Source organism: Sphingomonas naasensis (assembly GCF_004792695.1).
GTDB lineage: Bacteria > Pseudomonadota > Alphaproteobacteria > Sphingomonadales > Sphingomonadaceae > Sphingomonas > Sphingomonas naasensis.
This window is the reverse complement of the sequence record NZ_SRXU01000004.1, coordinates 224,041-247,424: the sequence shown is the minus strand read 5'-3', so window position 1 is coordinate 247,424 and position 23,384 is coordinate 224,041. Positions and strand designations below refer to the sequence as shown.

27 protein-coding genes are annotated in these 23,384 nt (G+C 67.3%); 14 read left to right on the top strand and 13 right to left on the bottom strand.

All coding sequences use genetic code 11. The features are described from left to right. Window positions 1-1,119, bottom strand: coding sequence for a GNAT family N-acetyltransferase (locus tag E5A74_RS11185; RefSeq protein ID WP_135984867.1), 1,119 nt, complete (start codon window positions 1,117-1,119; stop codon window positions 1-3). Between the two features lie 94 nt (window positions 1,120-1,213). Here E5A74_RS11185 and E5A74_RS11180 point away from each other — a divergent pair, with 94 nt between their 5' ends. Then, complete coding sequence (locus E5A74_RS11180; RefSeq protein WP_135984865.1) at window positions 1,214-1,705, top strand: DUF2721 domain-containing protein; 492 nt, start codon at window positions 1,214-1,216, stop codon at window positions 1,703-1,705. A 1-nt stretch (window position 1,706) separates the two neighbouring features. Here E5A74_RS11180 and E5A74_RS11175 read toward each other — a convergent pair whose 3' ends face one another. Next, window positions 1,707-3,290: an amidase gene (locus tag E5A74_RS11175; RefSeq protein WP_135984863.1), complete on the bottom strand. Its 1,584-nt coding sequence runs from the start codon at window positions 3,288-3,290 to the stop codon at window positions 1,707-1,709. Window positions 3,291-3,474: 184 nt separating this feature from the next. On the opposite strand from E5A74_RS11175, the gene E5A74_RS11170 reads away from it, so the two are divergent. Continuing rightward, window positions 3,475-3,936, top strand: coding sequence for a hypothetical protein (locus tag E5A74_RS11170; protein WP_135984861.1), 462 nt, complete (start codon window positions 3,475-3,477; stop codon window positions 3,934-3,936). Here the strand turns inward: E5A74_RS11170 and E5A74_RS11165 are convergent. The 3 genes from E5A74_RS11165 to E5A74_RS11155 all read right to left on the bottom strand — a co-directional run bounded on the left by E5A74_RS11165 (window position 3,933) and on the right by E5A74_RS11155 (window position 7,449). Continuing rightward, window positions 3,933-5,081, bottom strand: coding sequence for an HlyD family secretion protein (locus E5A74_RS11165; protein WP_135984859.1), 1,149 nt, complete (start codon window positions 5,079-5,081; stop codon window positions 3,933-3,935). The genes E5A74_RS11170 and E5A74_RS11165 overlap by 4 nt on opposite strands. Beyond that, on the bottom strand, window positions 5,074-6,738 hold the full coding sequence (locus E5A74_RS11160) for an MFS transporter (RefSeq protein WP_135984857.1): 1,665 nt from the start codon (window positions 6,736-6,738) through the stop codon (window positions 5,074-5,076). The genes E5A74_RS11165 and E5A74_RS11160 overlap by 8 nt, the downstream gene beginning before the upstream one ends. A gap of 63 nt (window positions 6,739-6,801) precedes the next feature. Next, window positions 6,802-7,449: a dihydrofolate reductase family protein gene (locus E5A74_RS11155; protein ID WP_135984855.1), complete on the bottom strand. Its 648-nt coding sequence runs from the start codon at window positions 7,447-7,449 to the stop codon at window positions 6,802-6,804. 85 nt (window positions 7,450-7,534) lie between these two features. Between E5A74_RS11155 and E5A74_RS11150 the strand changes: the two genes are divergently transcribed. The 4 genes from E5A74_RS11150 (at window position 7,535) to E5A74_RS11135 (ending at window position 12,477) form a co-directional block, all read left to right on the top strand. Further along, window positions 7,535-8,023: a winged helix-turn-helix transcriptional regulator gene (locus E5A74_RS11150; RefSeq protein ID WP_135984853.1), complete on the top strand. Its 489-nt coding sequence runs from the start codon at window positions 7,535-7,537 to the stop codon at window positions 8,021-8,023. A 76-nt stretch (window positions 8,024-8,099) separates the two neighbouring features. After that, window positions 8,100-9,644 carry a serine hydrolase gene (locus E5A74_RS11145; protein WP_135984851.1) on the top strand — a complete coding sequence of 515 codons (1,545 nt, stop codon included), beginning with the start codon at window positions 8,100-8,102 and terminating at the stop codon, window positions 9,642-9,644. A gap of 438 nt (window positions 9,645-10,082) precedes the next feature. Further along, window positions 10,083-11,999 carry a ribonucleoside-diphosphate reductase subunit alpha gene (locus tag E5A74_RS11140; protein WP_135984849.1) on the top strand — a complete coding sequence of 639 codons (1,917 nt, stop codon included), beginning with the start codon at window positions 10,083-10,085 and terminating at the stop codon, window positions 11,997-11,999. 82 nt (window positions 12,000-12,081) lie between these two features. After that, entirely contained in the window at window positions 12,082-12,477 is a 396-nt protein-coding gene (locus E5A74_RS11135; protein WP_135984847.1) for an endonuclease domain-containing protein, read from the top strand. A gap of 158 nt (window positions 12,478-12,635) precedes the next feature. On the opposite strand, the gene E5A74_RS11130 is transcribed toward E5A74_RS11135, so the two are convergent. Further along, a complete protein-coding gene (locus E5A74_RS11130; RefSeq protein ID WP_135984845.1) occupies window positions 12,636-12,905 on the bottom strand; it encodes a DUF2171 domain-containing protein in 270 nt (89 codons plus the stop codon). Window positions 12,906-12,973: 68 nt separating this feature from the next. On the opposite strand from E5A74_RS11130, the gene E5A74_RS11125 reads away from it, so the two are divergent. The 5 genes from E5A74_RS11125 to E5A74_RS11105 are packed head-to-tail and all read left to right on the top strand — an operon-like array spanning window position 12,974 to window position 15,741. Next, window positions 12,974-13,300 (top strand): hypothetical protein, encoded by a 327-nt coding sequence (locus E5A74_RS11125; protein ID WP_135984843.1) that lies wholly within the window; start codon window positions 12,974-12,976, stop codon window positions 13,298-13,300. Further along, a complete protein-coding gene (locus tag E5A74_RS11120; protein ID WP_135984841.1) occupies window positions 13,297-13,518 on the top strand; it encodes a hypothetical protein in 222 nt (73 codons plus the stop codon). Before E5A74_RS11125 ends, E5A74_RS11120 begins: the two co-directional genes overlap by 4 nt. Continuing rightward, window positions 13,515-14,009, top strand: a complete 495-nt coding sequence (locus E5A74_RS11115; protein WP_135984839.1) for a hypothetical protein — start codon at window positions 13,515-13,517, stop codon at window positions 14,007-14,009. Before E5A74_RS11120 ends, E5A74_RS11115 begins: the two co-directional genes overlap by 4 nt. A gap of 24 nt (window positions 14,010-14,033) precedes the next feature. Then, on the top strand, window positions 14,034-15,092 hold the full coding sequence (locus E5A74_RS11110; RefSeq protein WP_135984837.1) for a ribonucleotide-diphosphate reductase subunit beta: 1,059 nt from the start codon (window positions 14,034-14,036) through the stop codon (window positions 15,090-15,092). A gap of 7 nt (window positions 15,093-15,099) precedes the next feature. Beyond that, window positions 15,100-15,741 (top strand): DUF4145 domain-containing protein, encoded by a 642-nt coding sequence (locus E5A74_RS11105; RefSeq protein ID WP_166745780.1) that lies wholly within the window; start codon window positions 15,100-15,102, stop codon window positions 15,739-15,741. Window positions 15,742-16,025: 284 nt separating this feature from the next. Here the strand turns inward: E5A74_RS11105 and E5A74_RS11100 are convergent, their stop codons facing one another. The 4 genes from E5A74_RS11100 to folK form a co-directional block, all read right to left on the bottom strand. Beyond that, window positions 16,026-16,334: a GIY-YIG nuclease family protein gene (locus tag E5A74_RS11100; protein WP_240699781.1), complete on the bottom strand. Its 309-nt coding sequence runs from the start codon at window positions 16,332-16,334 to the stop codon at window positions 16,026-16,028. Window positions 16,335-16,520: 186 nt separating this feature from the next. Continuing rightward, window positions 16,521-16,661, bottom strand: a complete 141-nt coding sequence (locus E5A74_RS21455) for a type II toxin-antitoxin system RelE/ParE family toxin (protein WP_243853016.1) — start codon at window positions 16,659-16,661, stop codon at window positions 16,521-16,523. A 52-nt stretch (window positions 16,662-16,713) separates the two neighbouring features. After that, window positions 16,714-16,890, bottom strand: a complete 177-nt coding sequence (locus E5A74_RS11090) for a CopG family transcriptional regulator (protein WP_135984831.1) — start codon at window positions 16,888-16,890, stop codon at window positions 16,714-16,716. A gap of 59 nt (window positions 16,891-16,949) precedes the next feature. Then, the gene (gene folK / locus E5A74_RS11085) at window positions 16,950-17,417 is read right to left on the bottom strand and encodes a 2-amino-4-hydroxy-6-hydroxymethyldihydropteridine diphosphokinase (RefSeq protein ID WP_135984829.1); all 468 of its coding nucleotides are present in this window, start codon (window positions 17,415-17,417) and stop codon (window positions 16,950-16,952) included. A gap of 23 nt (window positions 17,418-17,440) precedes the next feature. On the opposite strand from folK, the gene E5A74_RS11080 reads away from it, so the two are divergent. Both E5A74_RS11080 and E5A74_RS11075 read left to right on the top strand, forming a co-directional pair. Then, a complete protein-coding gene (locus E5A74_RS11080) occupies window positions 17,441-18,061 on the top strand; it encodes a uracil-DNA glycosylase (RefSeq protein ID WP_135984827.1) in 621 nt (206 codons plus the stop codon). A gap of 48 nt (window positions 18,062-18,109) precedes the next feature. After that, window positions 18,110-18,382: a hypothetical protein gene (locus E5A74_RS11075; protein WP_135984825.1), complete on the top strand. Its 273-nt coding sequence runs from the start codon at window positions 18,110-18,112 to the stop codon at window positions 18,380-18,382. A gap of 7 nt (window positions 18,383-18,389) precedes the next feature. On the opposite strand, the gene aguB is transcribed toward E5A74_RS11075, so the two are convergent. The 3 genes from aguB to E5A74_RS11060 are packed head-to-tail and all read right to left on the bottom strand — an operon-like array spanning window position 18,390 to window position 21,859. Continuing rightward, window positions 18,390-19,238: an N-carbamoylputrescine amidase gene (gene aguB, locus E5A74_RS11070; RefSeq protein ID WP_135984823.1), complete on the bottom strand. Its 849-nt coding sequence runs from the start codon at window positions 19,236-19,238 to the stop codon at window positions 18,390-18,392. A gap of 7 nt (window positions 19,239-19,245) precedes the next feature. Continuing rightward, complete coding sequence (locus tag E5A74_RS11065; protein ID WP_135984821.1) at window positions 19,246-20,220, bottom strand: agmatine deiminase family protein; 975 nt, start codon at window positions 20,218-20,220, stop codon at window positions 19,246-19,248. A gap of 10 nt (window positions 20,221-20,230) precedes the next feature. Beyond that, window positions 20,231-21,859, bottom strand: coding sequence for a M28 family metallopeptidase (locus E5A74_RS11060; RefSeq protein WP_135984819.1), 1,629 nt, complete (start codon window positions 21,857-21,859; stop codon window positions 20,231-20,233). A 127-nt stretch (window positions 21,860-21,986) separates the two neighbouring features. Between E5A74_RS11060 and E5A74_RS11055 the strand changes: the two genes are divergently transcribed. Further along, a complete protein-coding gene (locus E5A74_RS11055) occupies window positions 21,987-23,318 on the top strand; it encodes a glucuronyl esterase domain-containing protein (RefSeq protein WP_206365837.1) in 1,332 nt (443 codons plus the stop codon). Window positions 23,319-23,384: the final 66 nt, after the last annotated feature.

Here is a 23,384-nt window from a genome sequence, read left to right as displayed (position 1 = left end):
TCAGGCCGCGGACTCGGCCGTCGCCGGCACGGCATGACCGCTGCGCTGCCAGAGCCCGCGCAGCATCCTTCCGGCCAGCGCCGGCAGTCCCGGCCGGACGAACAGCCAGTCGCGGATCGCGGGGCCGCGCTCGGCGCCGATCACGCGCTTGTAGCCGCTGTCGCCCGCGCCCCAATCGACCCTGGCGATGCCGTCCGCGATGCCGCGGACGAGGTTGCGGTAATAGAGCAGCTTGCCCGGCGAATGCTTGGCGAAGGCGGGATCGTAGCTGTTTGCGATCGCATATTTGAGCGCGCCGGCATTGAGATCGAACGAGAAGGCCGCCGGCACGCCGTCGACGCGCAGCACCGCGGCCCACATCATCGCCGCGACCACCGGGTCCGCCGCGGCGGCGCGCCAGAAGCCGCCATGGCCGTCTTCGGTGAACTTGGCGTCGGACCCGTCGGTGCGCGCTGCGATCCAGCTCTTGCGCTCGATTTCGGCCAGCGCGTCGAACGCCGCCGCGTTCCAGCCGGCGCCCGAGACGAAGGCCCAGTCGAGTTCGCCATGGCCGGAGAGATGCTTTTCGTGGAAGCGGTTCTTGCGCAGCGTCGAATTGCGCGGCCAGATCCCCTCGGCCTGCAGTTCGGCGATGTCGAGCAGATAGGAGTCCGCGACGAAGCGATCGAGCACCGCCCAGCCCTTGCCCCGCGCCGCGTCGCGGAGCAGCTCGAGCGCCGGATCGCCGTCATAGACCGGCCCGAGCCGAAGCGCATTGGCCTCGCGCGCCAGCCGGCCGAGCAACGCTTCGGCGACTTCGATGCCGGCATCGGCCGCCACCGGGAAGCTGCGGAACGGCCAATAGCAGCCCGGCACGCTGGCCAGCCGGAGCCGGCCCGGCCCGATGCCGACGATCGGCAATGCCGCTACCGCCATACCCTCGCGAGTCACGGTCAGCGTCCGCGCCGCGCCGCCATAGGCCTGCAGCGCCGCCGCGAACCAGCCATAGCGCAGGAAGCGGTGCGTCGGCGCCGCGTTGCCGGCGACGGCGTCGATGCTCGCGGCGAGCCCGTCGACGCAATCGGCGGCGAGCATCGGCGGCAGGCGCGTGAAGGTGTCGAGCGGCATCGGCTTGGTCATCCCACCCATCCTAACCGGCGATCGGTTACCAAGCGGTGAGGGCAGGCGCGTAACGACTTCACTCCGCCGCGCGACCGCGCCATAGTCCGCAGCGATGGAAGGCCCCTATCTCTCCACCGTCGCCGACACGATCCAGAGCGCGATCGCCCCGGTGTTCCTGCTCGCCGGTATCGGCGCGATCCTCAACGTCATGGTCGGCCGCCTCGCGCGCATCGTCGACCGGGCACGCACGCTCGAGGAGATCCACCCGCGCTCGACCGGGCCAGAGCACGACCGCCATGTCTGGGAGCTGCGCCTGATCGACAAGCGCATCTCGGTGATCAACATGGCGATCTTCCTGTGCGTCTCCAGCGCGCTCTCGACCTGCTTCGTCGTCGCGCTGATGTTCGTCTCGCGGCTGTTCGGCCTCCATGTCGGCGCGATCGTCGCAGTCGCCTTCGTGGTGACGATGCTGCTGCTGATGACCTGCCTGATCTATTTCCTGATCGAGGTCCGCATGTCGCTCGGCGCGATCCATGTCCGCGAGGAGCTGCTCGAGCTCGACCGGCTGGGGCCGCGGCACAGGCGCGTCGAGCCGGCGGAATAGCTCACTTCAGCCGTTGCGGACCGAGATCGGCGGGCACGGTCGGCAGATAGCGCGGCGCCACCCGGGCATGCGTCGCCTGCTCGTACGCATAGCCTGCCCGGAGCAGCAGCCCGTCGGAATCGGCGGTGCCGATGAACGACAGCCCCGCCGGCAACCCGCCGACCAATCCCATCGGCACGGTCAGGTGCGGATAGCCTGATACCGCGGGGAGCTCGCTCGCCGAGGGGCCGCCGAACTGGTCGCCATGCGCGGGATCGCTGAGCCACGGCGTGCCATAGGTCGGCGTGACGAGGATCTGCGCGTCCGCGGCCTTGAGCATCGCGTCGATCCCCTCGATCCCGGCCAGTCGCGCCGATTTCGCCCGCGCGCCGAGATATTCGGGGTCCTTCGTCCCGCGGGTCTTCTCGGCCTTGAGGAAACTCTCCTGCCCGAAGAACGGCATCTCCACCGCCTTGTTGGCCTCGTTGAAGGCGATGACGTCGGCGAGGGTGCGCACCTTTACCGACGCCGGGGTGGTGGCGAGATAGGCGGCGAGATCGTCGCGCAGCTCGGTGTAGAGCACCTCGCTCTCGGCGTCGCCGAGCCCCTTGAGCTCGGGCATCTTGACCTCGACGAGGACCGCGCCGGCCGCGCGCAGCTCGTCGAGCGCCTTGTCGAACCGCGCGGCGAGATCGGCACTCATCTCGGGCTTCCAATAGCCGACGCGAATGCCCTTGAGCGCGTCCGCCGACAGATCGGCGGCATAATTGGCGAGATAATTGTTCGCGTCGAGCGTCGCCGGATCCTCGGGATCCTTGCCGACCATCGCCGTGTAGAGGATAGCGACGTCGCGGATGCTGCGCCCCATCGGCCCGGGCGTGTCCTGGCTGTGGCTGATCGGCACGACATGGGTACGGCTGACCCTGCCGAGCGTCGGCTTCAGCCCGACCAGCCCGTTCATCGCCGCGGGGCAGACCACCGACCCGTCGGTCTCGGTGCCGACCGCGACCGCGGCGAGGCTCGCCGCCACCGCCGCCCCCGATCCGCTCGACGAGCCGCAGGCCGAGCGATCGAGCGCATAGGGATTGCGGACCAGCCCGCCGACCGCGCTCCACCCGCTCATCGAATTGTTCGAGCGGATGTTCGCCCATTCGCTGAGATTGGTCTTGCCGAGGATCACCGCGCCCTGCGATCGCAGCCGCGCGACGACCGGCGCATCGCGCTTCGTCCAATTGTCGGCGAGAGCGAGGCTGCCAGCGGTGGTGGGCAATTCGATCGTGTCGATATTGTCCTTGATCAGCACCGGGACGCCATCGAGCGGCCCGAGGCTCTTGCCCGCCTTGCGCCGCGCGTCGCTGGCGCGGGCCTGATCGAGCGCATTGGGCGAGACTGCGATCACCGCGCGCAAGGTCGGCCCCTTGCGATCGATCGCCGCGATCCGATCGAGATAGGCCTGGGTGAGCCGGGCGCTGGTCGCCTTGCCCGAGGCGAGCATCGCCCGCAGCGCGTCGATCGACTGTTCCTCGACCAGCGCACCGGCGCCACGCTCCTGCGCCAGCGCAGGAGCGCTCGCCACCAATGCCAGCGCCAGCAACCCCGTCCGCATATGCCGCCCCCCTTGATCCGGGACGCAGCCTAGAGCGGCGAATCCCCAACGGAAAGGCCCGTGAAAATAGTCGGCCGCGCACCGCCGACGAGACGCCGCAACGCCACAGCCAGTGGTAACCCCGATGCCCGCACCGCGCGTCCGCTGGCAGGATCGTCCGCTTCGGAAAGGAACCCGGCGACTCGTGCCAGACGCGATCCACACCCTCCTGCCGATCACCGCCGAGGCGCCGACCAACCGCCAGCGCCTCGTCATCGGCTATCTCTTCGGCGTGCTCATCGATCTGGTGGTGCTCAACCTGTTCGCCGAACTTTGGGGCAGCGTCGTCGTCGCCTCGTTCAGCTGGTCGCTGCTCGCCGCGATCCTGTTGCAGGCTCTGCTCAAGGCGACGCTCGCGCTCGAGCAGCGCGTCACCGCCTTCTTCAAGGCGCGACAGGGTGCGCTGATGACCTTCCTGCGCTTCCTCGGCGCATGGCTGGTGCTGTTCCTCTCGAAGTTCGTGATCCTCGAGGCGCTCAATCTCGTGCTCGGCGACAAGGTTCGCTTCGAGGGCGCGATGTATGGCCTCGTGCCGTTGATGGTCGTCGTCGCCACCATGGTCCTCGCCGAGGAGGCGGTCCTGCGGTTCGTCCGCTGGCTGCGCTAGCGCGCGAGCTCGACCTCGGCCTCGACCGACATGCCCGGGCGCAGGCGCGCGGCAGCGGGTTGATCGGGATCGATGCGGATGCGCACCGCGATCCGCTGGGGCACCTTGACGAAATTGCCGCTGGCATTGTCGGGACGGATCACTGCGAATTCGGAGCCCGCCGCCGGCGAGAGCTCTTCGACATGGCCGGTCAGGCGCTCGCCGCCGAGCGCGTCGACGCGGAAGCGCGCCGCCGCACCCGGCCGGATCCGCGCGGTCTGCGCTTCCTTGAAATTGGCAATCACCCAGAGCTGGTGCGGCACCAGCGACATCAGCTGGGTGCCGGCGGTGACATATTGGCCTTGCCGCACTCCGATCTCGCCGAGCTGCCCCGCCACCGGCGCGCGGATCACCGTGTTGGCGAGATCGATCTCGGCGAGGCGCAGCGCCGCCTCCGCCGCCTCGACTCCCGCCTCGAGCCCGCCGCGGCCGACCTCGACGCTGCGGATGTCCTGCTCGGCGATCGTCTGCCCCGCCTCGGCCTGACGAAGATCGGCCTGCGCCTGGCGCAGCGCCGCGCGGCTGACATCGAGATCGCGGCGCGCGACGAAGCCCTGCCGCGCCAGCGCCTCGACCCGGGCATTGTCCGCCTGCGCGCGTGCCAGCTGCGCCCGCGCCGCCGCGACGCCGGCCTGTTGCGAGCCGAGGCTCGCCGCGCGCGATGCCGCATCCTGCGGATTGTTGGCGAGCGAGGCGCGCGCGGTGGCGAGATTGGCGCGCGCCTGCTCGACGCGCTGGCGATAGATGCGATCGTCGATCCGCGCGAGCACCGTGCCCGCCTCGACATTGGCGAAATCCTGCACCGGCACCTGCACGACATAGCCGTTCACTTGCGGGCTGACGATCGTGACCTGCCCGCGAACATAGGCATTCTCGGTCGATTCGACCCCGGCGGCGAACGGCCCCACGCGCAGCGCGAGCAGGATCGCGACGATCGCGCCGATCACGAGCAGCACGATGATCGCGAGGCCCACCGGCCCGGGCCGCGGCGGCGACCAGCGCCGCGCCTCGGGCGCGGGCGGCGGATCGGCACCCTCGGCGGTCGGCGGCGGCACCGGCTCGACGGGCTCGGCCTCGACGGGCGGCGGCGGATTGCGGTCAGCCATTTTTCGCTCCTGCCTCGCCCGCGGCGATGCGCGCGAGATTTTCGCGGCGCACCCGGAAAATATGGAACGACGCCCAGACGATCGTGCCCACCGCGATCGCCGCGATCAACAGGAAGACGTCGTTATAGGCGAGGATGTTCGCCTCGCGGCTCGCCTGTTGCGCGAGCAATGCCGCGCCCTCGGCCTGTCGTAGCGCCGGATCGGTGAGCACCCGGCCATAGGCGCTCGCATTCTGCTGGATCCGCTGGGCGACCAGCGGATCGGCGAGCGTCAGCCCGGAGGTGATCGCGGCGCTGTGGGCGCGCTCGCGCACCACCTGGAAGGTGCCGAGCATCGCCGCGCCGAACAGCCCGCCAAGGCTCTGGGTGATCCCGAACAGCGCCGAGAAACTGACGAAATGCGTCGGCCCCTGCTGGAGCGCGCGGGTCAGCCCGACGAGCATCGCCGGCCCCATGAACAGCGCGCCGGCGAAGCCGAGCAATGCCTGGCTCCAGTACATGTCGTGCGGCCGGGTGAGATTGGTCGAATTCGAATCGAGCCATGCGCCCAGCGCGATCAGCGCCAGCGCGATCAGGATCGGCCGGCCGAGAAAGGTCGGATCGATCGTCAGCGCGCTGACCACCCCGCCGGCCAGCGTGGCGAGCAGCACGATCAGATAGAGGCCGCGCAGCTGATCCTGCCCCATGCCGACCACGGTGAGCAGCCCGCTCGCGCCGATGCCCTGTTCCGACAGCACGATGCGGACGAGGATCGCGACGAGGGCGAAGCGAAGGATGTCGCCGCTCCCCAGCCAGCGGGTGTTGAGCAACGGATTGGCGCGATAATGCTCGATCAGCAGCGCCGCCGGGATCAGCACCGCCGCGCCCGCCAGCGCCGGCGCGATCCACGGCGCCTCGAACCACCACAAGGTCCGCCCCATGCCGAGCACCGCGCAGAGCAGCCCCATGCCGACCGCGAACAACGGAAAAGTGACGAAATCGAGCGGCTCGAACGCCTTGACCCGCTCGACCGGGGGCAGCGCGAGCAGTCGCACCCCGGCGAGGCAGAGCAAGGCCAGCCCCAATTCGAACAGATACATGGTCTGCCAGCGATCGGGCTCGAACGCGCTCGACGGGAACAGGCGGGCGAGCGGCACCGCGAGCTGGGGCAGCGTGATCGCAGTGACGATCCCCTTGAGCCGATGCTTCGCCGGCCAGGCCTGGACCATGTAGAGGAAGCCGACCGTGCTCAGCGCCGCCGCCGCGATCCCCGAAAAGGCGCGCACCGCGATCGCCGACCAGAAGCTGTGCACCAGCAGATGCGCGCCGGTGGTGAGCACGAAGCCGATCAGGAAGATCTGGGTGAACAGGCGGATGCCATATTGCTGGCGGAACTTGATCAGCACCATGTTGGCGCAGACATTGGTCATCACATAGACCGTCGGCAGCCACTGGATCTCGGCCTGATAGAGCCCGAGCGAGCCCTGGAGGTTGACGAGATTGGCGGTGACGATGCCGTTGCCGAGCGCGCCCGCCATCACAACCAGAGTCGCCACCGAGCCATAAGCGGCGCGGCGGTGTGGCGGATGCCAAGGCGTCGGCGGCGAGCCCGGGATCGGCGAGCGCTCGTGCGGCGCCGGCTGCCATTGCTGCTCGGGGATCTCGCCGCTCGTTGCCATAGCGATATAAAGCGGAAGCGGGACGAACGATCCCGTCTCCGCAACAGTCCCGATGCGCGGCGCTCAGTCGCCGCGCACGATCGTCAGATGGACGGCGTTCTCGCCGGCCTCCTGCCTGGCGACGCGATAGCCGAGCGCGGCGAGATCGAGCCCCGCGAACAGCGCCTCGCCCTTGCCGAGCAGCACCGGCGAGACAGGGATGTGAAGCTCGTCGATCGCCTGCGCGGCGAGATATTGGCGCACCGTCTCGACGCCGCCGCCGATGCGGATGTCGCGCGCGCCCGCCGCGACGCGTGCCTGATCGAGCGCGCTTTCGATTCCGTCGGTGACGAAGTGGAACACGGTGCCACCCTCCATCGCGAGCGGCGGACGTTCATGGTGAGTCAGCACGAACACCGGCACATGATAGGGCGGATTGGGGCCCCACCAGCCCTTCCAGTCGTGGTTCGGCCATGGCCCACGCACCGGGCCGAACATGTTGCGGCCCATGATCCATGCGCCGAGCCCGGCCATGCTGCGCGCGGCATAGCCCTCGTCGATCCCGGTCGAACCGCCGTCCTGACCGAACATCGTGCGGAAGGTCTGCGTCTCGAACGCCCAGCCGTGCAGCTCCTCGCCGCGCCGGCCGAGCGGATCCTCGAGGCTCTGCTCGATCCCTGCGCCATAGCCATCGGCCGAGATGCTGAATGCACTCACGCGAACTTTCGACATGCCCGCCTCCATCTGCTTGCGTTTTGCAACCGGTTGCGGTTTACGTAAACTGATTTTATATTGCAAGCGGTTTCTGGAGGCCGATATGGAAGAGCCGCGCTCGGGCTGTCCGATCAATCTCGCGCTCGAGGTGCTCGGCGATCGCTGGAGCCTCGTCATCATCCGCGACATGATGTTCGGCAATCGCCGCCATTTCCGCGTGCTGCTGCGCGAATCGATGGAAGGCATCGCCTCGAACATCCTCGCCGAGCGCCTGAAGCGGCTCGAGGCGGCGGGGCTGGTCAGCCGCGCCGACGATCCCAGCCACAAGCAGAAGACGCTCTACAGCCTCACCGAAAAGGCGATCCAGCTGGTACCCTTGCTGGTGACGATGGGGGCATGGGGGCGCAAATATCTGCCGGTCACCCCCGAGCTGGCGATCCGCAACCAATTGCTCGAGGAGGGCGGGCCCGCGATCTGGGAGCAATTCATGGACGAGCTGCGCGCGACGCATCTCGGCGCGCCGCCGCGGCCGGGGCCCACCGTCGCCGAACGGCTGCTCGCCGCCTATCGCGAGGCGGCGGGGCTGGCCTGAGCCGGGCTCATCGCGCGCACCGCCGCTTTGGTCGTCGCGGCGTTGCGCGCGCGCCTGCGCGAGCCACGGCTTCGGCATGCTCGGAAAACTCGCCGCCTTGTTGATCGCCGTCGCCACGCCGGTGGCGGCGCGGCCGATCGATCCGGTCACCGCCGCCGAGGGCGATGCGATCCGCGCGATGGCGGCGTTCCGGCCGGTGGGCATGGCGGTCGCCTATATCGCCGATGGCGAGCTGCAGTTCGCCGAGGGCTTCGGCGTGCGCGGGCTGAACGATCCGGCGCGGGTGGACCCCGACACGGTGTTCGGCATCGCCTCGCTGACCAAGGCCTTCACCGCCACCGCGCTGGCCATGCTGGTCGACGACGGCAAGCTGGCGTGGGACGACCGCGTCGTCGATCGCCTGCCCGGCTTCGCGATGTCCGATCCGTGGGTGACGCGCGAGATGCGGGTGCGCGACCTGCTCGTCCATCGCTCGGGGCTGGCGCGCGGCGCGGGCGATCTGCTGACCTGGCCCGACGGTACCGCGACCCCCGGGGAAGTGATGGCGGCGCTGCGCTATCTGCCGCTGACGCAGGGCTTTCGCAGCGGATTCCTCTACGACAACGCGCTGTACAGCGTCGCCGGGCTGCTCGTCGCGCGGGTATCGGGGATGGCGTGGGAGGACTTTGTCCGCGCGCGCATCTTCGATCCGCTCGGCATGGCGTCGTGCAGCGCCGATCCGCGCCGGCCGCGCGCCGCCAATGTCGCGGGTCGGCATGCCAGCACGGGTGGCGGCGCGCGGCTGCTGGCGCATGCCCCTGCCCAGCCCGACCCGGCGGGCTCGATCGCCTGCTCGGTGCGCGACATGGCGAAATGGGCGCAGTTCAACCTCGCCGGCGGCGTGGCGCCCGACGGCACGCGGCTGCTGCGCGAGGCGCAGATGCGCGAGATCCTCACCGGGGTGACGCCGATGCGACCGCAGGGAATTCTGCGGCGGCTCGGCGCTACCCATTTCAGCCTCTATGGCCTTGGCTGGACGCTGGCCGATTTCCACGGCGCGCTGATCGCCGAGCATGGCGGCAGCGCGCCGGGCGGCACCGCGCAGATCGTGCTGGCGCCCGAGCGGCACGCCGCGGCGATCGTGCTGGTCAACGACACCGTCCCCGCGACGATGCTCGCCTGGCAGCTGATCGATCGTGCGCTGCGCGGCACCGCCGCGGCCGACTGGATCGCCGACGTCGCCGGGCGCCCCGGCCCCGACGCGGCGGCGCCCGCCCCCGCCGAGCGCGCCCCGCCGGCCGATGCGAAACCGCCGGCGCACCCGATGCCGGCCTATGCCGGGCGCTACCGCGATCCCTGGTATGGCGATCTCGAGGTGGTGTGGGACGGGCGGATGCTGATGCTCCACATGACCCGCTCGCAGCTGCTGCGCGGGCCGCTGATCCCGTTCGGCGGCGAGACCTTCCTCGCGCGCTGGCCCGATCGCAGCCTCAACGCCGATGCGCTGGTGACCTTCGAGGCCGATGCCGGCGGGCGCCCGGTGCGGATACGGCTGACGCCCTTCGCGGAGGACACCGATTTTTCCTATGACTATCAGCATCTCGCCCCGGTGCGGGTGCCCGGGCCGCGCGCGGACCGCTGATCGCGCCGCGCCGCCGGCCGAAACACTACCGATAGTGTTCACCGATTCCTCAACCGGAAAATTTTTTCGGTTCTTGCGATGTTCTCTTGCCTTTGCGGGACCCGAGGATTGACCATGCGTCGCGCCCTGCAGGCGTCTGTGAACCGAGTCATTTTAGCGACGAAGCGTTTGGTTAAGTGAGAATTTAACCCCTTGTGCCGGGACTCGGTTTGGCACAATCTGTAGTGGTAAGACTGAGGGGCAGGCTCAAGCACTGGTAGAAGCGCACCCGCATACCCATATGCGGAGCAGGCGCTGACGTGTCCGCCGCATGGTGCGAAGTTCGTTTTTTGTTCTCGCGCCAGGCCATGTCGACGGGTACCATCGTCGAGCCGCCCCGAGTCGCACCCAACGCTTCCGCGAGGAGGCGGGTGCAGAGTCAAAAAGGGGTCGGATGCCATGGAATTCAGGGACACGGAAAACAGCGTGAACGACACCGTCGCCGAAGCCACGACCGCCGCCGAGACCAGGGCGAAGCCGCGCAAGTCCGCCAAGGAGCAGGATACGCGCGCCGTGAACCCGCGCCCTTGGCCGCTCGAGGTCGATCACAGCCGCGACGCGCTGCTCACCGAGTTCGGCAAGGAGACCCTGAAGGACCGCTATCTCCTCCCCGGCGAGACCTATCAGGACCTGTTCGTCCGCGTCGCCTCGGCCTATGCCGACGATCAGGCGCACGCCCAGCGCATCTATGATTACATCTCGAAGCTGTGGTTCATGCCCGCCACGCCGGTTCTCTCGAACGGCGGCACCGGGCGCGGCCTGCCGATCTCGTGCTTCCTCAATTCGGTGCCCGACAGCCTCAACGGCATCGTCGACACGTGGAACGAGAATGTCTGGCTCGCCTCGCGCGGCGGCGGCATCGGCACCTATTGGGGCAATGTCCGCGGGATCGGCGAGCCGGTCGGCCTCAACGGCAAGACCAGCGGCATCATTCCGTTCGTCCGGGTGATGGATTCGCTCACCCTTGCGATCAGCCAGGGGTCGCTCCGCCGCGGCTCGGCGGCCTGCTATCTCGACATCTCGCACCCCGAGATCGAGGAGTTCCTCGAGATCCGCAAACCCTCGGGCGACTTCAACCGCAAGGCGCTCAACCTCCACCACGGGGTGCTCATCCCCGATGCGTTCATGGAAGCCGTCCGCAACGGCGAGGAATGGACGCTCAAATCGCCCAAGGACGGCTCGGAGCGCGGCAAGGTCGATGCCCGTGCGCTGTTCCAGAAGCTGGTCGAGACCCGCCTCGCCACCGGCGAGCCGTACATCGTGTTCGCCGATCACGTGAACTCGAACATGCCCAAGCATCACCGCGATCTCGGGCTCAAGGTCTCGACCTCGAACCTGTGCAGCGAGATCACCCTGCCCACCGGCAAGGACCATCTCGGCAACGAGCGCACCGCGGTGTGCTGCCTGTCCTCGCTCAACCTCGAAACGTGGGACGCGTGGAAGGGCGAGAAGGGCTTCATCGAGGACGTGATGCGCTTCCTCGACAATGTGCTGAGCGACTATATCGAGCGCGCCGAGCCGGGCATGGAGAAGGCCGCCTATTCGGCGGGCCGCGAGCGCTCGGTCGGCCTCGGGGTGATGGGCTTCCACAGCTTCCTGCAGGCGCGCGGCCTCTCGTTCGAGGGTGCGATGGCGAAGAGCTGGAACCTCAAGATGTTCAAGCACATCAAGGGCCAGGTCGACGAGGCGTCGATGCAGCTCGCGGTCGAGCGCGGGCCGTGCCCCGACGCGGCCGACATGGGCGTGATGGAGCGGTTCAGCTGCAAGATGGCGATCGCGCCGACCGCGAGCATCTCGATCATCTGCGGCGGCACCAGCGCGTGCATCGAGCCGATCCCGGCGAACATCTACACGCACAAGACGCTGTCGGGCTCGTTCTCGGTCCGCAATCCCTATCTCGAGAAGCTGCTGGTCGAGAAGTCGAAGAACTCGGACGCGGTGTGGAGCTCGATCCTCGAGCAGGGCGGCTCGGTCCAGCATCTCGACTTCCTCAGTCAGGAAGAGAAGGACGCGTACAAGACCAGCTTCGAGATCGACCAGCGCTGGATCCTCGAGCTCGCCGGCGACCGCGCGCCCTATATCGACCAGGCCCAGTCGCTGAACCTGTTCATCCCGGCGGACGTCGAGAAATGGGATCTGCTGATGCTCCACTTCCGCGCATGGGAGCTCGGTATCAAGTCGCTCTATTATCTGCGCTCCAAGTCGGTCCAGCGCGCCGGCTTCGCGGGCGGGGTCGAGGCCGACAACACGCTCGAAAAGCCGCAGTTCAACCTCGGCGAGAGCACCGACTATGACGAATGCCTGGCGTGCCAGTGAGGTGGTTGGGGTAGGTCGCCCGGGGAACCCCTCTCCCCTTGTGGGAGAGGGAGGGGCCCGCGCCGCGCAGCGGCGTGGGAGGATGAGGGGGAATGCGCAGGGCCTGACCAAGCGCCAGCTGCTGCCTGCCGCCACCGTGTTCCGCTCGCGCGAACTCCGCCGCAAGGCGGGTCCGGTGGAAAGGGCGCTGAAAATGGCGCTCCGCGAGGCGCTTCCTGCAGCTGGATTCCGGCATCAGGCGCCGTTCGGCCCCTATCACGCCGATTTCGCCTCGCACGCTGCGAAGCTGATCGTCGAGGTGGACGACGCAACCCATGCGGAGCGCCGCGATCGCGACGCTGCGTGGACTGCTTTCCTGAATGCCGAAGGGCATCGCGTGATCCGGTTCTGGAACAACGACGTAATGGGAAACATCGAAGGTGTGATCGCGGAGATCGCCCGGAGCCTGCCCCCGGAATTGCGGGGAAGCCTCGCGTGATGCGGCCCCCTCACCCTTCCCACGCCTTCGGCGCGGGCCCCTTCCCTCTCCCACAAGGGGAGAGGGAGGTGGTTGCTCCCAAATCCCTCTCCCCTTGTGGGAGAGGGAGGGAGACGCGCAGCGCCGGAAGGGTGAGGGGGGCTCGCGTCAAAAGGCGTTCAGCCCGCGTCCTCTTCTTCCTCGAAGCTCACCGCGACGTCGGCGTTGGCGCTCAGCCGCACTTGATCACCCTCGACATCGGCGACGAGGCCGAGCGAGATGAAGTGATGGTGCCCGGCATGGCTGCCCTCGGCGCCTTCGATCTCGGCGCCCGAATCCTTCTTGGTCAGCTTGATGCGGTCGCCCTCGACATGGTCGACGGTGCCGACATGGACGCCGTCGGCGCCGATGACTTCCATATGTTCCCTGATTGCGCTCGCGTCGGCCATGGGGTCACTCCTTTTGTTGGTTCGGCGTCGCAACGCACCAGCGCCGCGAACGATGCAGGAGATAGGGAATGATTCGCCTCCGCAACAGTATCGCCCTCGCCGCGCTCGTGCTGCTCACCGCCTGTGCGAAGCAGGTCGCCGCCGGCGTCGTCCCCGGCGCGCCGGGCTTCTTCTGGGGGCTGTGGCACGGCTTCATCTTCCCCGTGGCGTGGTTCCTCTCGCTGATCATGCCCGACGTCGCGATCTATGCCGTGCCCAACAATGGCGGCTGGTATGATTTCGGCTATTTCCTCGGCATCGTCGTGTTCGGCGTCGGCGCCAATCGCGGCAAGAAGATCGTTTATCGCGACCGCGTGATCCGCGAGCCGCGCGGCCGGGTGATCGACCACGAATGACGCGCAGCCTCGCCTTGATGGCCGGGCTGGCCGGCGCCGCGAGCGCGCTCGGGCTGACGACGCTGCTGCGCCCGTCGCTCGCCCGCACCGCGCTGCGCCTGCCCGATGCGGAAGCGACCGGCTATGCGCTGCGCATCGCGGGGATGATGCTGGCGGCGCTCGGGCTGCTGCTCGGCGGTTTTGCGCTGGTCGCGACGCTGGCGGGAGGCGCGGCATGAGCACGCCCCAGTTCCTTGCGGTCATGATCGCGACCGGATCGCTTTTCGTCGCCTCAGCCTATCTGCTGGGGAAACTGCTTGAGCCCGTCTTCGGCGCCGAGGCGAGCGGGCGTCGTCTGCAACGTCGTCTCGATCGACGCCTCGCGCGCGGAGAAGACAGATATTTCGAAGAGTTGCGCAGTATCGAGTCTGCGATCGCCGCGCAGGCGACGACGGCGCCGCGACGGCTTTTTGCGTGGCCGCTTGTCGCCACCTTGCCGCTCGGCATCGTCACGATGGGGCTCATGCTGGCGCCACTGCTTCTTCCGGACGAAGGTCCGATGGCGCCCCCCGCCTGGACACGCCATTGGGTCATGGTCTGGCTGATCTATCTTGGAGCCGTCAATCTCGCAGACCCGCAAAGCTCAGCTTTCAGCCCCTCGGGTGCGCGCGCAATGGGTGCTTTCATGATCGCTCTCGGCCTTGTCGCTGTCGCTTGTTCTTTCTTCTGATCCAATTCGTCCCGGAGTAATCCCATGTCCCTTCTCGAAGCCCGCAAGACCTACAAGCCGTTCGAATATCCCTGGGCCTATGAGTTCTGGAAGCGCCAGCAGCAGATCCACTGGATGCCCGAGGAAGTGCCGCTCGGCGAGGATTGCCGCGACTGGGCGCAGAAGCTCACCGAGCACGAGCGCAACCTGCTCACCCAGATCTTCCGCTTCTTCACCCAGGCCGATGTCGAGGTGCAGGATTGCTACCACGAGAAATATGGCCGGGTGTTCAAGCCGACCGAGATCAAGATGATGCTCGCCGCCTTCTCCAACATGGAGACGGTGCACATCGCGGCGTACAGCCACCTGCTCGACACGATCGGCATGCCCGAGAGCGAATATGGCATGTTCCTCGAATATGCCGAGATGAAAGACAAGCACGACTATCTCGGCACCTTCGGCGTCGACAATGACGAGGACATCGCCAAGACGCTGGCGATGTTCGGCGGCTTCACCGAGGGGCTGCAGCTCTTCGCCAGCTTCGCGATGCTGATGAACTTCCCGCGCTTCAACAAGATGAAGGGCATGGGCCAGATCGTCTCGTGGTCGGTGCGCGACGAGAGCCTCCATTGCGAGGGCATCATCCGGCTGTTCCACACCTTCGCCCGCGAGCGCGACTGCCTGACCAAGTCGGTCAAGTCCGACATCATGGACATGTGCCAGACCACGGTGCGCCTCGAGGACGCGTTCATCGACCTCGCCTTCGAGCAGGGCCCGGTGACGGGCATGACGCCCAAGGAGATCAAGAAGTATATCCGCTACATCGCCGACTGGCGGCTGGGCCAGCTCGGCCTCAAGCCGATCTACATGATCGACGAGCACCCGCTGCCGTGGCTGGCGCCTTTGCTCAACGGCGTCGAGCACGCCAATTTCTTCGAACAGCGCGCGACCGAATATTCGAAGGGCGCGACGCGGGGGAACTGGAACGAGGTGTGGGACTCGTTCGACAAGCGGCAGAAGGCGAAGGTGCCGGCGGCGAATGAGGATGCCGGCGCAGGCGACGGCGGGGATATGTTCGCTAAGGCGGGGATTGCGGCGGAGTAAACTACTAGTGGCGACACAATTTCAACATGATTGCCCTCACTGCCTAACAAAGTTCGCCGGCTTCACCGTTGCGTATCAATGGGCCGTGAGAGGTTCTTCGGTGCAGGCTCGACTTCTGACAATTTGTGGGGTTTGCACCGGCGGAATGATAGTTTTAGCTAGGTCTTTAAATGGAAACTTGCCAAATCTAATTCAGCATTCGGCAACATTTCCGGGCTCCGGATATTCTATAGATGAATATTGGCCGAGATATACCTCCGAAGTTCCCACAGGAACCCCCGAAAATATTGGCCAGTTTTATTTACAAGGAGTGGAAAGTTTACACTCGGGACGATGGGATGCCGCAGGGGCAATGTTCCGAAAAACTTTGGACGCAAGCACTAAGTCTATCGCACCTGCGCACAAATCTCTGAATCTCTACAAGCGAATTAATAAGCTCGTGGAAGAGGGTCTCCTGACTGCAGCAATGGGTGATTGGTCGCATGAGATTCGCCTTGATGGCAACGATGCCGTCCATGGTGATGAACCAGAAACGGAAGATGATGCTCGCAAGGCTCAAAAGTTCACAGAGGCCTTTCTACAATATGCCTTTACACTGCCAGCATTAGTATCGGGCAGTCGAGCAGTTCGTTCAGGTAAGATCGAGTAAGCAAGCTCCACGCTGACCAGCCCTTGTCTCGGGGACACTACTTCACCGTGCGATATCGCCAGCGGTCAAGCCTCAGCGCCATCAAGAGGTCGTTCCATTCCGGGCTCTGGCGCTCGATCGGGTCCCCCTTCCAATCCCGCCACAGCACCCCCTGCACCTCCGATGCTTTCATCCCGCCGCACCGTGGATCCCGGAACAAGTCCGGGATGACGGGAGGAGGCGAGCGGCGCCCCAAATCCATAACCGTCATCCCGGCCTTGGGCCGGGATCCACCGGGCCGCGCCTCACGGCACCCACGGTTCCAGCCCCAGTCCCGCCGCGAGGTCGTTCCACGCCGGGTTCCGGCGCTCGATCAGGTTGCGCTTCCAGTCGCGGCGCCAGCGCTTGAGGCGCTTTTCGCGGGGGATCGCTTCGGTCATCGTCTCCCAGACTTCGTAATAGACCAGCCGGCAGATGCCGTATTTCTTCGTGTGGCCTTCATAGGTGCCGTCGCGGTGCTGCAGGACGCGGCCGGGCAGGTTCGACGTCACGCCGACGTACAGCGCGCCGTTGTAGCGGCTGGCGAGGATATAGACGCAGGGGATGCCGTCGATCTTCACGCGCACAGCCTGTCGCGCGGTGGATCCCGGCACAAGGCCGGGATGACGGAGGGGACGTGAGACCGCGCCGATCCGGATGCGTTTGCCCGCGGGTCTGCCAGCGCTAGCCGCTTTTCGCATCCATCAGCTCAATCCTCATCCCGCGCCCCATGTCGGATCCGCAGAATCACCGCCTCCGCTTCAACGCGGTAGCGCAGCACATAGGGCCAGACCGTCGTCGCGTCCGCGCTCCGAATATTCCGCCAGACTGTCCGCCACGGCGATGAGCCGCTCGCCGAGCCGATCCGCCGCCGGCGGATTGAAGGCCCGGACATACGCCATGATCGCTTCGAGATGGTCGATCGCCTCGTCGGTCCAGACGATCCTTCGAAAGCTAGTCGCCGGGAGTGGGGCGCGGCAACGGCTTGTCGGTTCCGAGCGACGCGATCCAGCGTTTGACGGCGTCGTGCCCGACCAGCCGCCCCGCCTTCACGTCCGCCTCCGCGCGCGCATCGGCGGCAGCCTCGGCGGCCGGATCGTTCTCGTCGAAGAGGGACTTCTCGCGCGTCATTGCGGGATAAATCTAGCAGGCTTCCGTCGTTCCCGAAACCCGGCGCATCCCCGTTCGGCCTAAGCCAACCGCCCCAGCCGCGCCGCCAGTTGCCGGACGCGGAGCCCGCTCACCGGATCGCGCCAGTCGGGCGCCACCGCGAGCAGCGGCCGCAGCACGAAGTCGCGCGCCCGGAACGCGGCGTGCGGCACGGTCAGCCCCGGCTCGCCCCATGTCCCGCCCGACCACAGCACGATGTCGAGATCGATCACCCGCGCCCCCCAGCTCCGCCCGCGCCGCCGACCGAACGCGCGTTCGATCGCCTTCAATCGGGCGAGCAATTCCGGCGGCGTCTCGTCGCTCTCGATCAGCGCGACGGCGTTGGCGAAGCGGCGCTTCGAGGGGCCCAGCGGTGCGGTGCGCAGCAGCGGCGAGACCGCGACGACCCCGCCCAGCGCGCCAAGCGCCGCGGCGATCTCGGCTTCGGGGCTGCCGTGGCGGCCGCGGCGGTTGGAGCCCAAGGCGATCGCATAGCTTGTCGTCGGCACGGCGCCAAGCCTATCGCGGCCTCATGCCCGCGCCAAGCCCCCAGCCCTCCCGCGATTGCCCGCTCTGCCCGCGGCTGGTCGCGCTGCGCACCAGCCTCCGCGCCGAGCATCCCGATTGGTGGAACGCGCCGGTGCCCGCGCTGGGCGACCCCGATCCATGGCTGGTGATCGTCGGGCTCGCCCCCGGCAAGCACGGCGCCAACCGCACCGGCCGCGCCTTTACCGGCGACGCATCGGGCGATCTGCTGTTCGCGACATTGGCGAAGTTCGGGCTGGCCGAGGGCCGCGAGCCCAGGGGTGTCCGCATCCTCAACGCGGTCAAATGCCTGCCGCCCGACAACAAGCCGGTTCCCGTCGAAATCCATGCCTGCCGCGACTTTCTGAGCGCCGAGATCGCGGCCTTGCCCTCGGCGCGGATCTTCGTCGCGCTCGGCGAGATCGCGCACCAGTCGGCGGTCAAGGCGCTCGGCGGCAAGCTGCCCAAGGCGCGCTTCGGCCATCTCGCCGAGCATCGCCTGCCGCGCGGGCAGGTGCTGATCGATAGCTATCACTGCTCGCGCTACAACCAGAATACCGGGCGGCTGACGCCGGCGATGTTCGAAGCAGTGTTCGCCCGCGCGCTGGCGCTGCGCGACGCTCGATAAAGGCTTTCGAATGGGGTAGGATGGGCGCGTCCGTTCAGGAGGCTGCCCGTGCGTATTCTCGTGCTCGCTCTCGCGCTGTTACCCGCCGCCGCGCTCGCGCAGGACCAGACCCCGGTCCGTCCCACTGCGATCGGCAAGCCCGGCTGCGCCAACAGCGTCCCGCAATATGCGAAGGACAGGAAACCGGTGAAGGCGCGCAAGCTCGGGCAGGAGCCCGTAGCGGACCAGTATCTCACCGTGCTCCGCCTCGACGAGAGGGGCTGCGACCGGCCGGTGAAGATCCGCGAGAATATCGGCGACGACGCCGCGGACCAGCGCTAGCCCCCGATCAGATGTCCTGCACCAGCCGCCCGTAGAGCTCGGGCCGGCGATCGCGGAAGAAGCCGAACGCGGCGCGGTGGCGCTTGACCCGGTCGAGGTCGAGCCTCGCGGTGATCACCCCGGTCTCCTCGCGGTCGAGCTCGGCGAGGATGTCGCCGCGCTCGTCGGTGATGAAGCTGGTGCCGTAGAAGGTCTGGCCGTGCTCGACGCCGACGCGGTTGGCGGCGACGACGGGGACGACGTTGGAGACGGCATGGCCGACCATCGCCCGGCGCCACAGCCGCGCGGTGTCGAGGCTGTCGTCATGCGGCTCGGAGCCGATCGCGGTCGGGTAGAACAGCACTTCGGCGCCCATCAGCATCATCGCGCGCGCGGTTTCCGGATACCATTGGTCCCAGCAGACGCCGACACCGATCTTCGCGCCCGGCCCGTTCCACACCTTGAAGCCGGTATTGCCCGGGCGGAAATAGAATTTCTCCTCGTAGCCGGGGCCGTCGGGGATGTGGCTCTTGCGATAGACGCCCTCGATCCGGCCGTCGGGGCCGATCATCGCGAGGCTGTTGTAATGGTGCGGGCCGTCGGCCTCGAAGAAGCTGGTCGGGATGTGGATGCCGAGATCTGATGCGAGGTGCTGCATCGCGAGCACCGCCTTGTGTTCGGCGACCGGCTTGGCATTGGCGAACAGGCCCTCGTCCTCGACCCGGCAGAAATATTCGCCCTCGAACAATTCGGGGGGCAGCACGACCTGCGCGCCGCGCCCCGCCGCCTCGCGGACGAGCTCGGAGACCGCCTTGATGTTGGCGTCGATATCGTTGGTGAAGGCGAGCTGGAGCGCCGCGACGGTGATCTCGGTCATGGGTTCCTCAGAGCCGGGGAAGCTGCTGGCTGATGCAGTGGAAGCTGCCGCCGCCGGTCAAGATATGATCGGCGCGCTGCCCGACAACCTGTCGGCCGGGGAAAAGCTCCGCGAGCGCGGCGATCGCGGCATCGTCATTGTCCTCGCCGTAGACCGGGACCACCACCGCGGCGTTGCCGATGTAGAAGTTCATGTAGCTCGCGGGCACGATCTCCTCGTCGGGGCCGAGCACCCGCCCCGGCGAGGGGAAGCGGACGACCTCGACGCCGAACGCCGCGGCGCGCTGCGCGGCGTCCTGATAGACGCGCCAATTGGGGTCGTTGTCGGCAGCTTGCGGGATCAGCAGCCGGTTCTCGCCGACGAAGCGCGCGAGATTGTCGACATGGCCGTCGGTATGATCGTTGAGCAGCCCGTCGCCGAGCCACAGCACGCGGGTGTAGCCGAGATCGGCGGCCAGCCGCGCCTCGACCTCGCCCTGGCTCAGCCCCGGATTGCGATTGGGATTGAGCAGGCATTGCTCGGTGGTGACGGCGAGCCCGGTGCCGTCCCCGTCGATCGCGCCGCCCTCGAGGATCCAGTCGCGCGTCTCGACCGCACGCCCTTCGCGCCGCGCCAGCCGGAGACCGACGTCGCCGTCGCCGGGCAGATCATATTTGCCGCCCCAGCCGTTGAAGCGGAAATCATGCGCGGTGCCGGCGCCGTCGAGGATCGGGCCGGTATCGCGCAGCCAGATGTCGCCGAACGGCTCGACGACGACCTTGGCGACGTCGCCGGCATGCTCGCGCGCCGCGGCCGCGGCCTCCTCATCGGCGGCGACGAGGATCACCGTCTCGCCGCGCCCGCCGGCATGGACCGCGCGGGCAAAGGCGGCGACTTCCGCGCGCGCGGGCTCGAGATCGTCGAGCCACAATTCGGGGTGGCTCGGAAAGCCGATCCAGACGGCGTCGTGCGGAGCCCATTCGGGCGGAGGCGGCAGAATCATGCCGCGCCCTTTACCGCCCCGCGCGGCTCTTGTCTCGGACCGCGCGGAATTCGGCGGTGGGATACCAATTGGGCCAGGTCGATCCCTCGGCGAGCTGGCGGCCGAGGCCGTAGAAGATCGTCAGATCCTCGATCGCACCATCCCAGTTCCAGTTGGGATCATAATTGTCCTGCGGCTTGTGATAGCGATTGGCGGTATAGTCGTCCGAGGCCTTCTTGCCGGCTTCCTTGCCGCCGACGCGCAAATCCTCGCCGCTCTCGCCATAGAGCATCGGCACGCCGAGCCGGGCGAAGCTGAAATGATCCGAGCGGTAATAGAAGCCGCGCTCCGGCGTGGGCTCGGCGACGATCACCCGATCCTGCGCGGCGACGAAGGGCTTCACCAGATCTTCGAGCTCGGACTTGCCGACGCCGATCAGCACGAAATCCTTCGCCCGGCCGACATTGTTGACGCCATCCATGTTGACCCCGCCGACGGTCTGCGACAGCGGGAAGACCGGGTTCTCGGCATAGAATTTGGAGCCGAGCAGCCCCGATTCCTCGGCGGTGACGGCGAGGAAGACGAGGCTGCGCTTCGCCGGCCCGGCCCTGGCATGCGCCTCGGCGAGCGCGACCAAAGCGGCGCTGCCCGAGGCATTGTCGAGCGCGCCGTTGCAGATGTCGTCGCCATCGACGGCATCGCAGCGGCCGAGATGATCCCAATGCGCCGAATAGAGGACATATTCGTTCGGCCGCGCGCTGCCCGGCAGCACGCCGACGACGTTCTTCGAGGCCTGGCGCCGGATGCCGTTGTCGAACGACACATTGGCCTTCACGCCGAGCGGCACCGCCTTGAAACCCTTGTGCTTCGCCGCCTCGAGCAGCGCCGCATAATCCTTGCCGGCGCTGGCGAAGAGCGCCTTGGCGCCGTCCTGCTGTATCCAGCCGATCGCCTTTGACTGGTCCATATGATCGCCCGGCGTGTCCTGCTCGAGCTGCGGCCCGGTCCACGAGGATTGCACCACCCCCCAGCCATAGGCGGCCGGCTCGGTATCGTGGATGATGATCGCGGCGGCCGCACCCTGCCGCGCCGCCTCCTCATATTTGTAGGTCCAGCGGCCATAATAGGTCATCGCCCGGCCGCCGAAATCGCCCTGCAGCCCCTGCGTCTGCCAATCGGGATCGTTGACGAGGATGACGACGGTCTTCCCCTTCACATCGACGCCGGCATAATCGTTCCAGCCGCGCTCGGGCGCATTGATGCCATAGCCGACAAAGACGACGTCGCTGTCCTTGACCTGCGCCTTCGGCGTCACCTGATAGGTGCCGATCACCATGTCCTTGCGATAGTCGAGGCTGACCGGCGCCTTGCCGCCGGTGAAGCTGAGCGGCGCGACATTTTGCGGCGTGAGCTCGACCAGCGGCACATCCTGGAACCAGCTGCCTTTGTTGCCCGGCTGGAGTCCGGCCTTGCGGAAGCGCTCGACCAGATAGGCGAGCGTCTTCTCCTCGCCTGCGGTGGTCGGTGCGCGCCCCTCGAACTCGTCCGAGGCGAGACGCTCGGTGACCTGTTTGAGCGTATCGAGCGAGATTTGCGGGGCAGTCTGGGCCGCGGCGGCGGTGCTCGCGAGCAGGGTCAGTACGGAAAATGCACGGCGCATGGGCAACTCCGGGATGAAGATCCCGCAAGTGTGGCAGCGCCTTGCGGCACCGACAAGCTGGGCCGCCCGACATTGCAAGCAGGGACAAGTTCGGGCAGCAATGATAGCGATAACATGGAGGGGATCGATGCGCTGGAGAAATGCGCTGCTGATGCTGGCGGTGGCGGCGATGCCGGCCGCGGCGCAACAGGATTACCGCGCCGCCGACATCGACCGGCGCGCGATGCTCGACTTGCTCGGCATCGCCGACACCCGCCCCGGTGCCGACGGATTCAAGCCCGACGTCCCCAATGCCGCCAATTACGACGAGGCCCGGGCCGGCGGGATGCCACAACTTCCCGCGCTGCTTCGCTTCGCCGACGGCACGCCGGTGACCACCGCGAAAGACTGGGCGCGGCGGCGGCGCGAGATCGTGGCGCTGTTCGATCGCGAGATCTATGGCCGGGTTCCGGCGACCGCGCCCGCGATCCATTGGCGGCTCGACAGGCAGGAGCGCGCGATCGAGGGCGACAAGCCCGTCGTCAAATACTGGCTCACCGGCATCGCCGACAATCGCGCCTGGCCCGCGGCCAAGGCCGAGATCGCGCTGCGCTACACGCTTCCCGCCGCGGCGCGACGGCCGGTGCCGGTGATCCTCTCGTTCGGCTTTCCCGAGGGCTTCCGCTTTCCGGGCCCGCCGCGCGCGCCCGATCCCGGCCCGCCCTATACCGAGCAATTGCTCGCGCGCGGCTTCGGCTATGCGGTGCTCGTCGCCAATTCGATCCAAACAGATAATGGCGGGGCGCTGGACAATGGCGTGATCGGCATCTCGCTGCGTGGCAAGCGCCGCGGCCCGGAGGATTGGGGCGTGCTGCGCGCCTGGGCATGGGGCGCGAGCCGCGCGCTCGACGCATTGACGAAGGACCGCGCGATCGATGCGAGCCGGATCGGCATCGAGGGTCTTTCGCGCTACGGCAAGGCGGCGCTCGTCACCATGGCCTATGACCCGCGTTTCGCGATCGGCTTCATCGGATCGTCGGGCGCCGGCGGCGCGGCGCTCTATCGCCGCGATTTCGGCGAGCGGATCGGCAACCTCGCCGCAGGTGGCGAATATCACTGGTTCGCCGGCAACTTCCTCAAATATGCCGGGCCGCTGACGCCCGCCGACCTGCCGATCGACTCGCATATGCTGATCGCGCTCGCCGCGCCGCGCCCGATCTTCATCGGCGCGGGCACCGTCGAGACCGGCGACGGCTGGGTCGACCCGAGAGGAAGCTTCCTCGCCGCGGTCGCGGCGTCCCCGGCATGGGTGCTGCTGGGCCGACAAGGATTGACGACGGACGGGTTTCCACCGGTGTTGACCGGGCTAACCGACGGTAAAGTCGCGTTTCGTCAGCATCAGGGCGGGCACAATAACCGCGACAACTGGCCGGTCTTCATCGATTATGCTGCGATGCAACTGTCATCAAAGTTACACTGATCTTGAGGATAGTTTTCGAGACGTCTTGCGAACCTGAATAATAGGACTTGCCAATTTCGTTTCGCT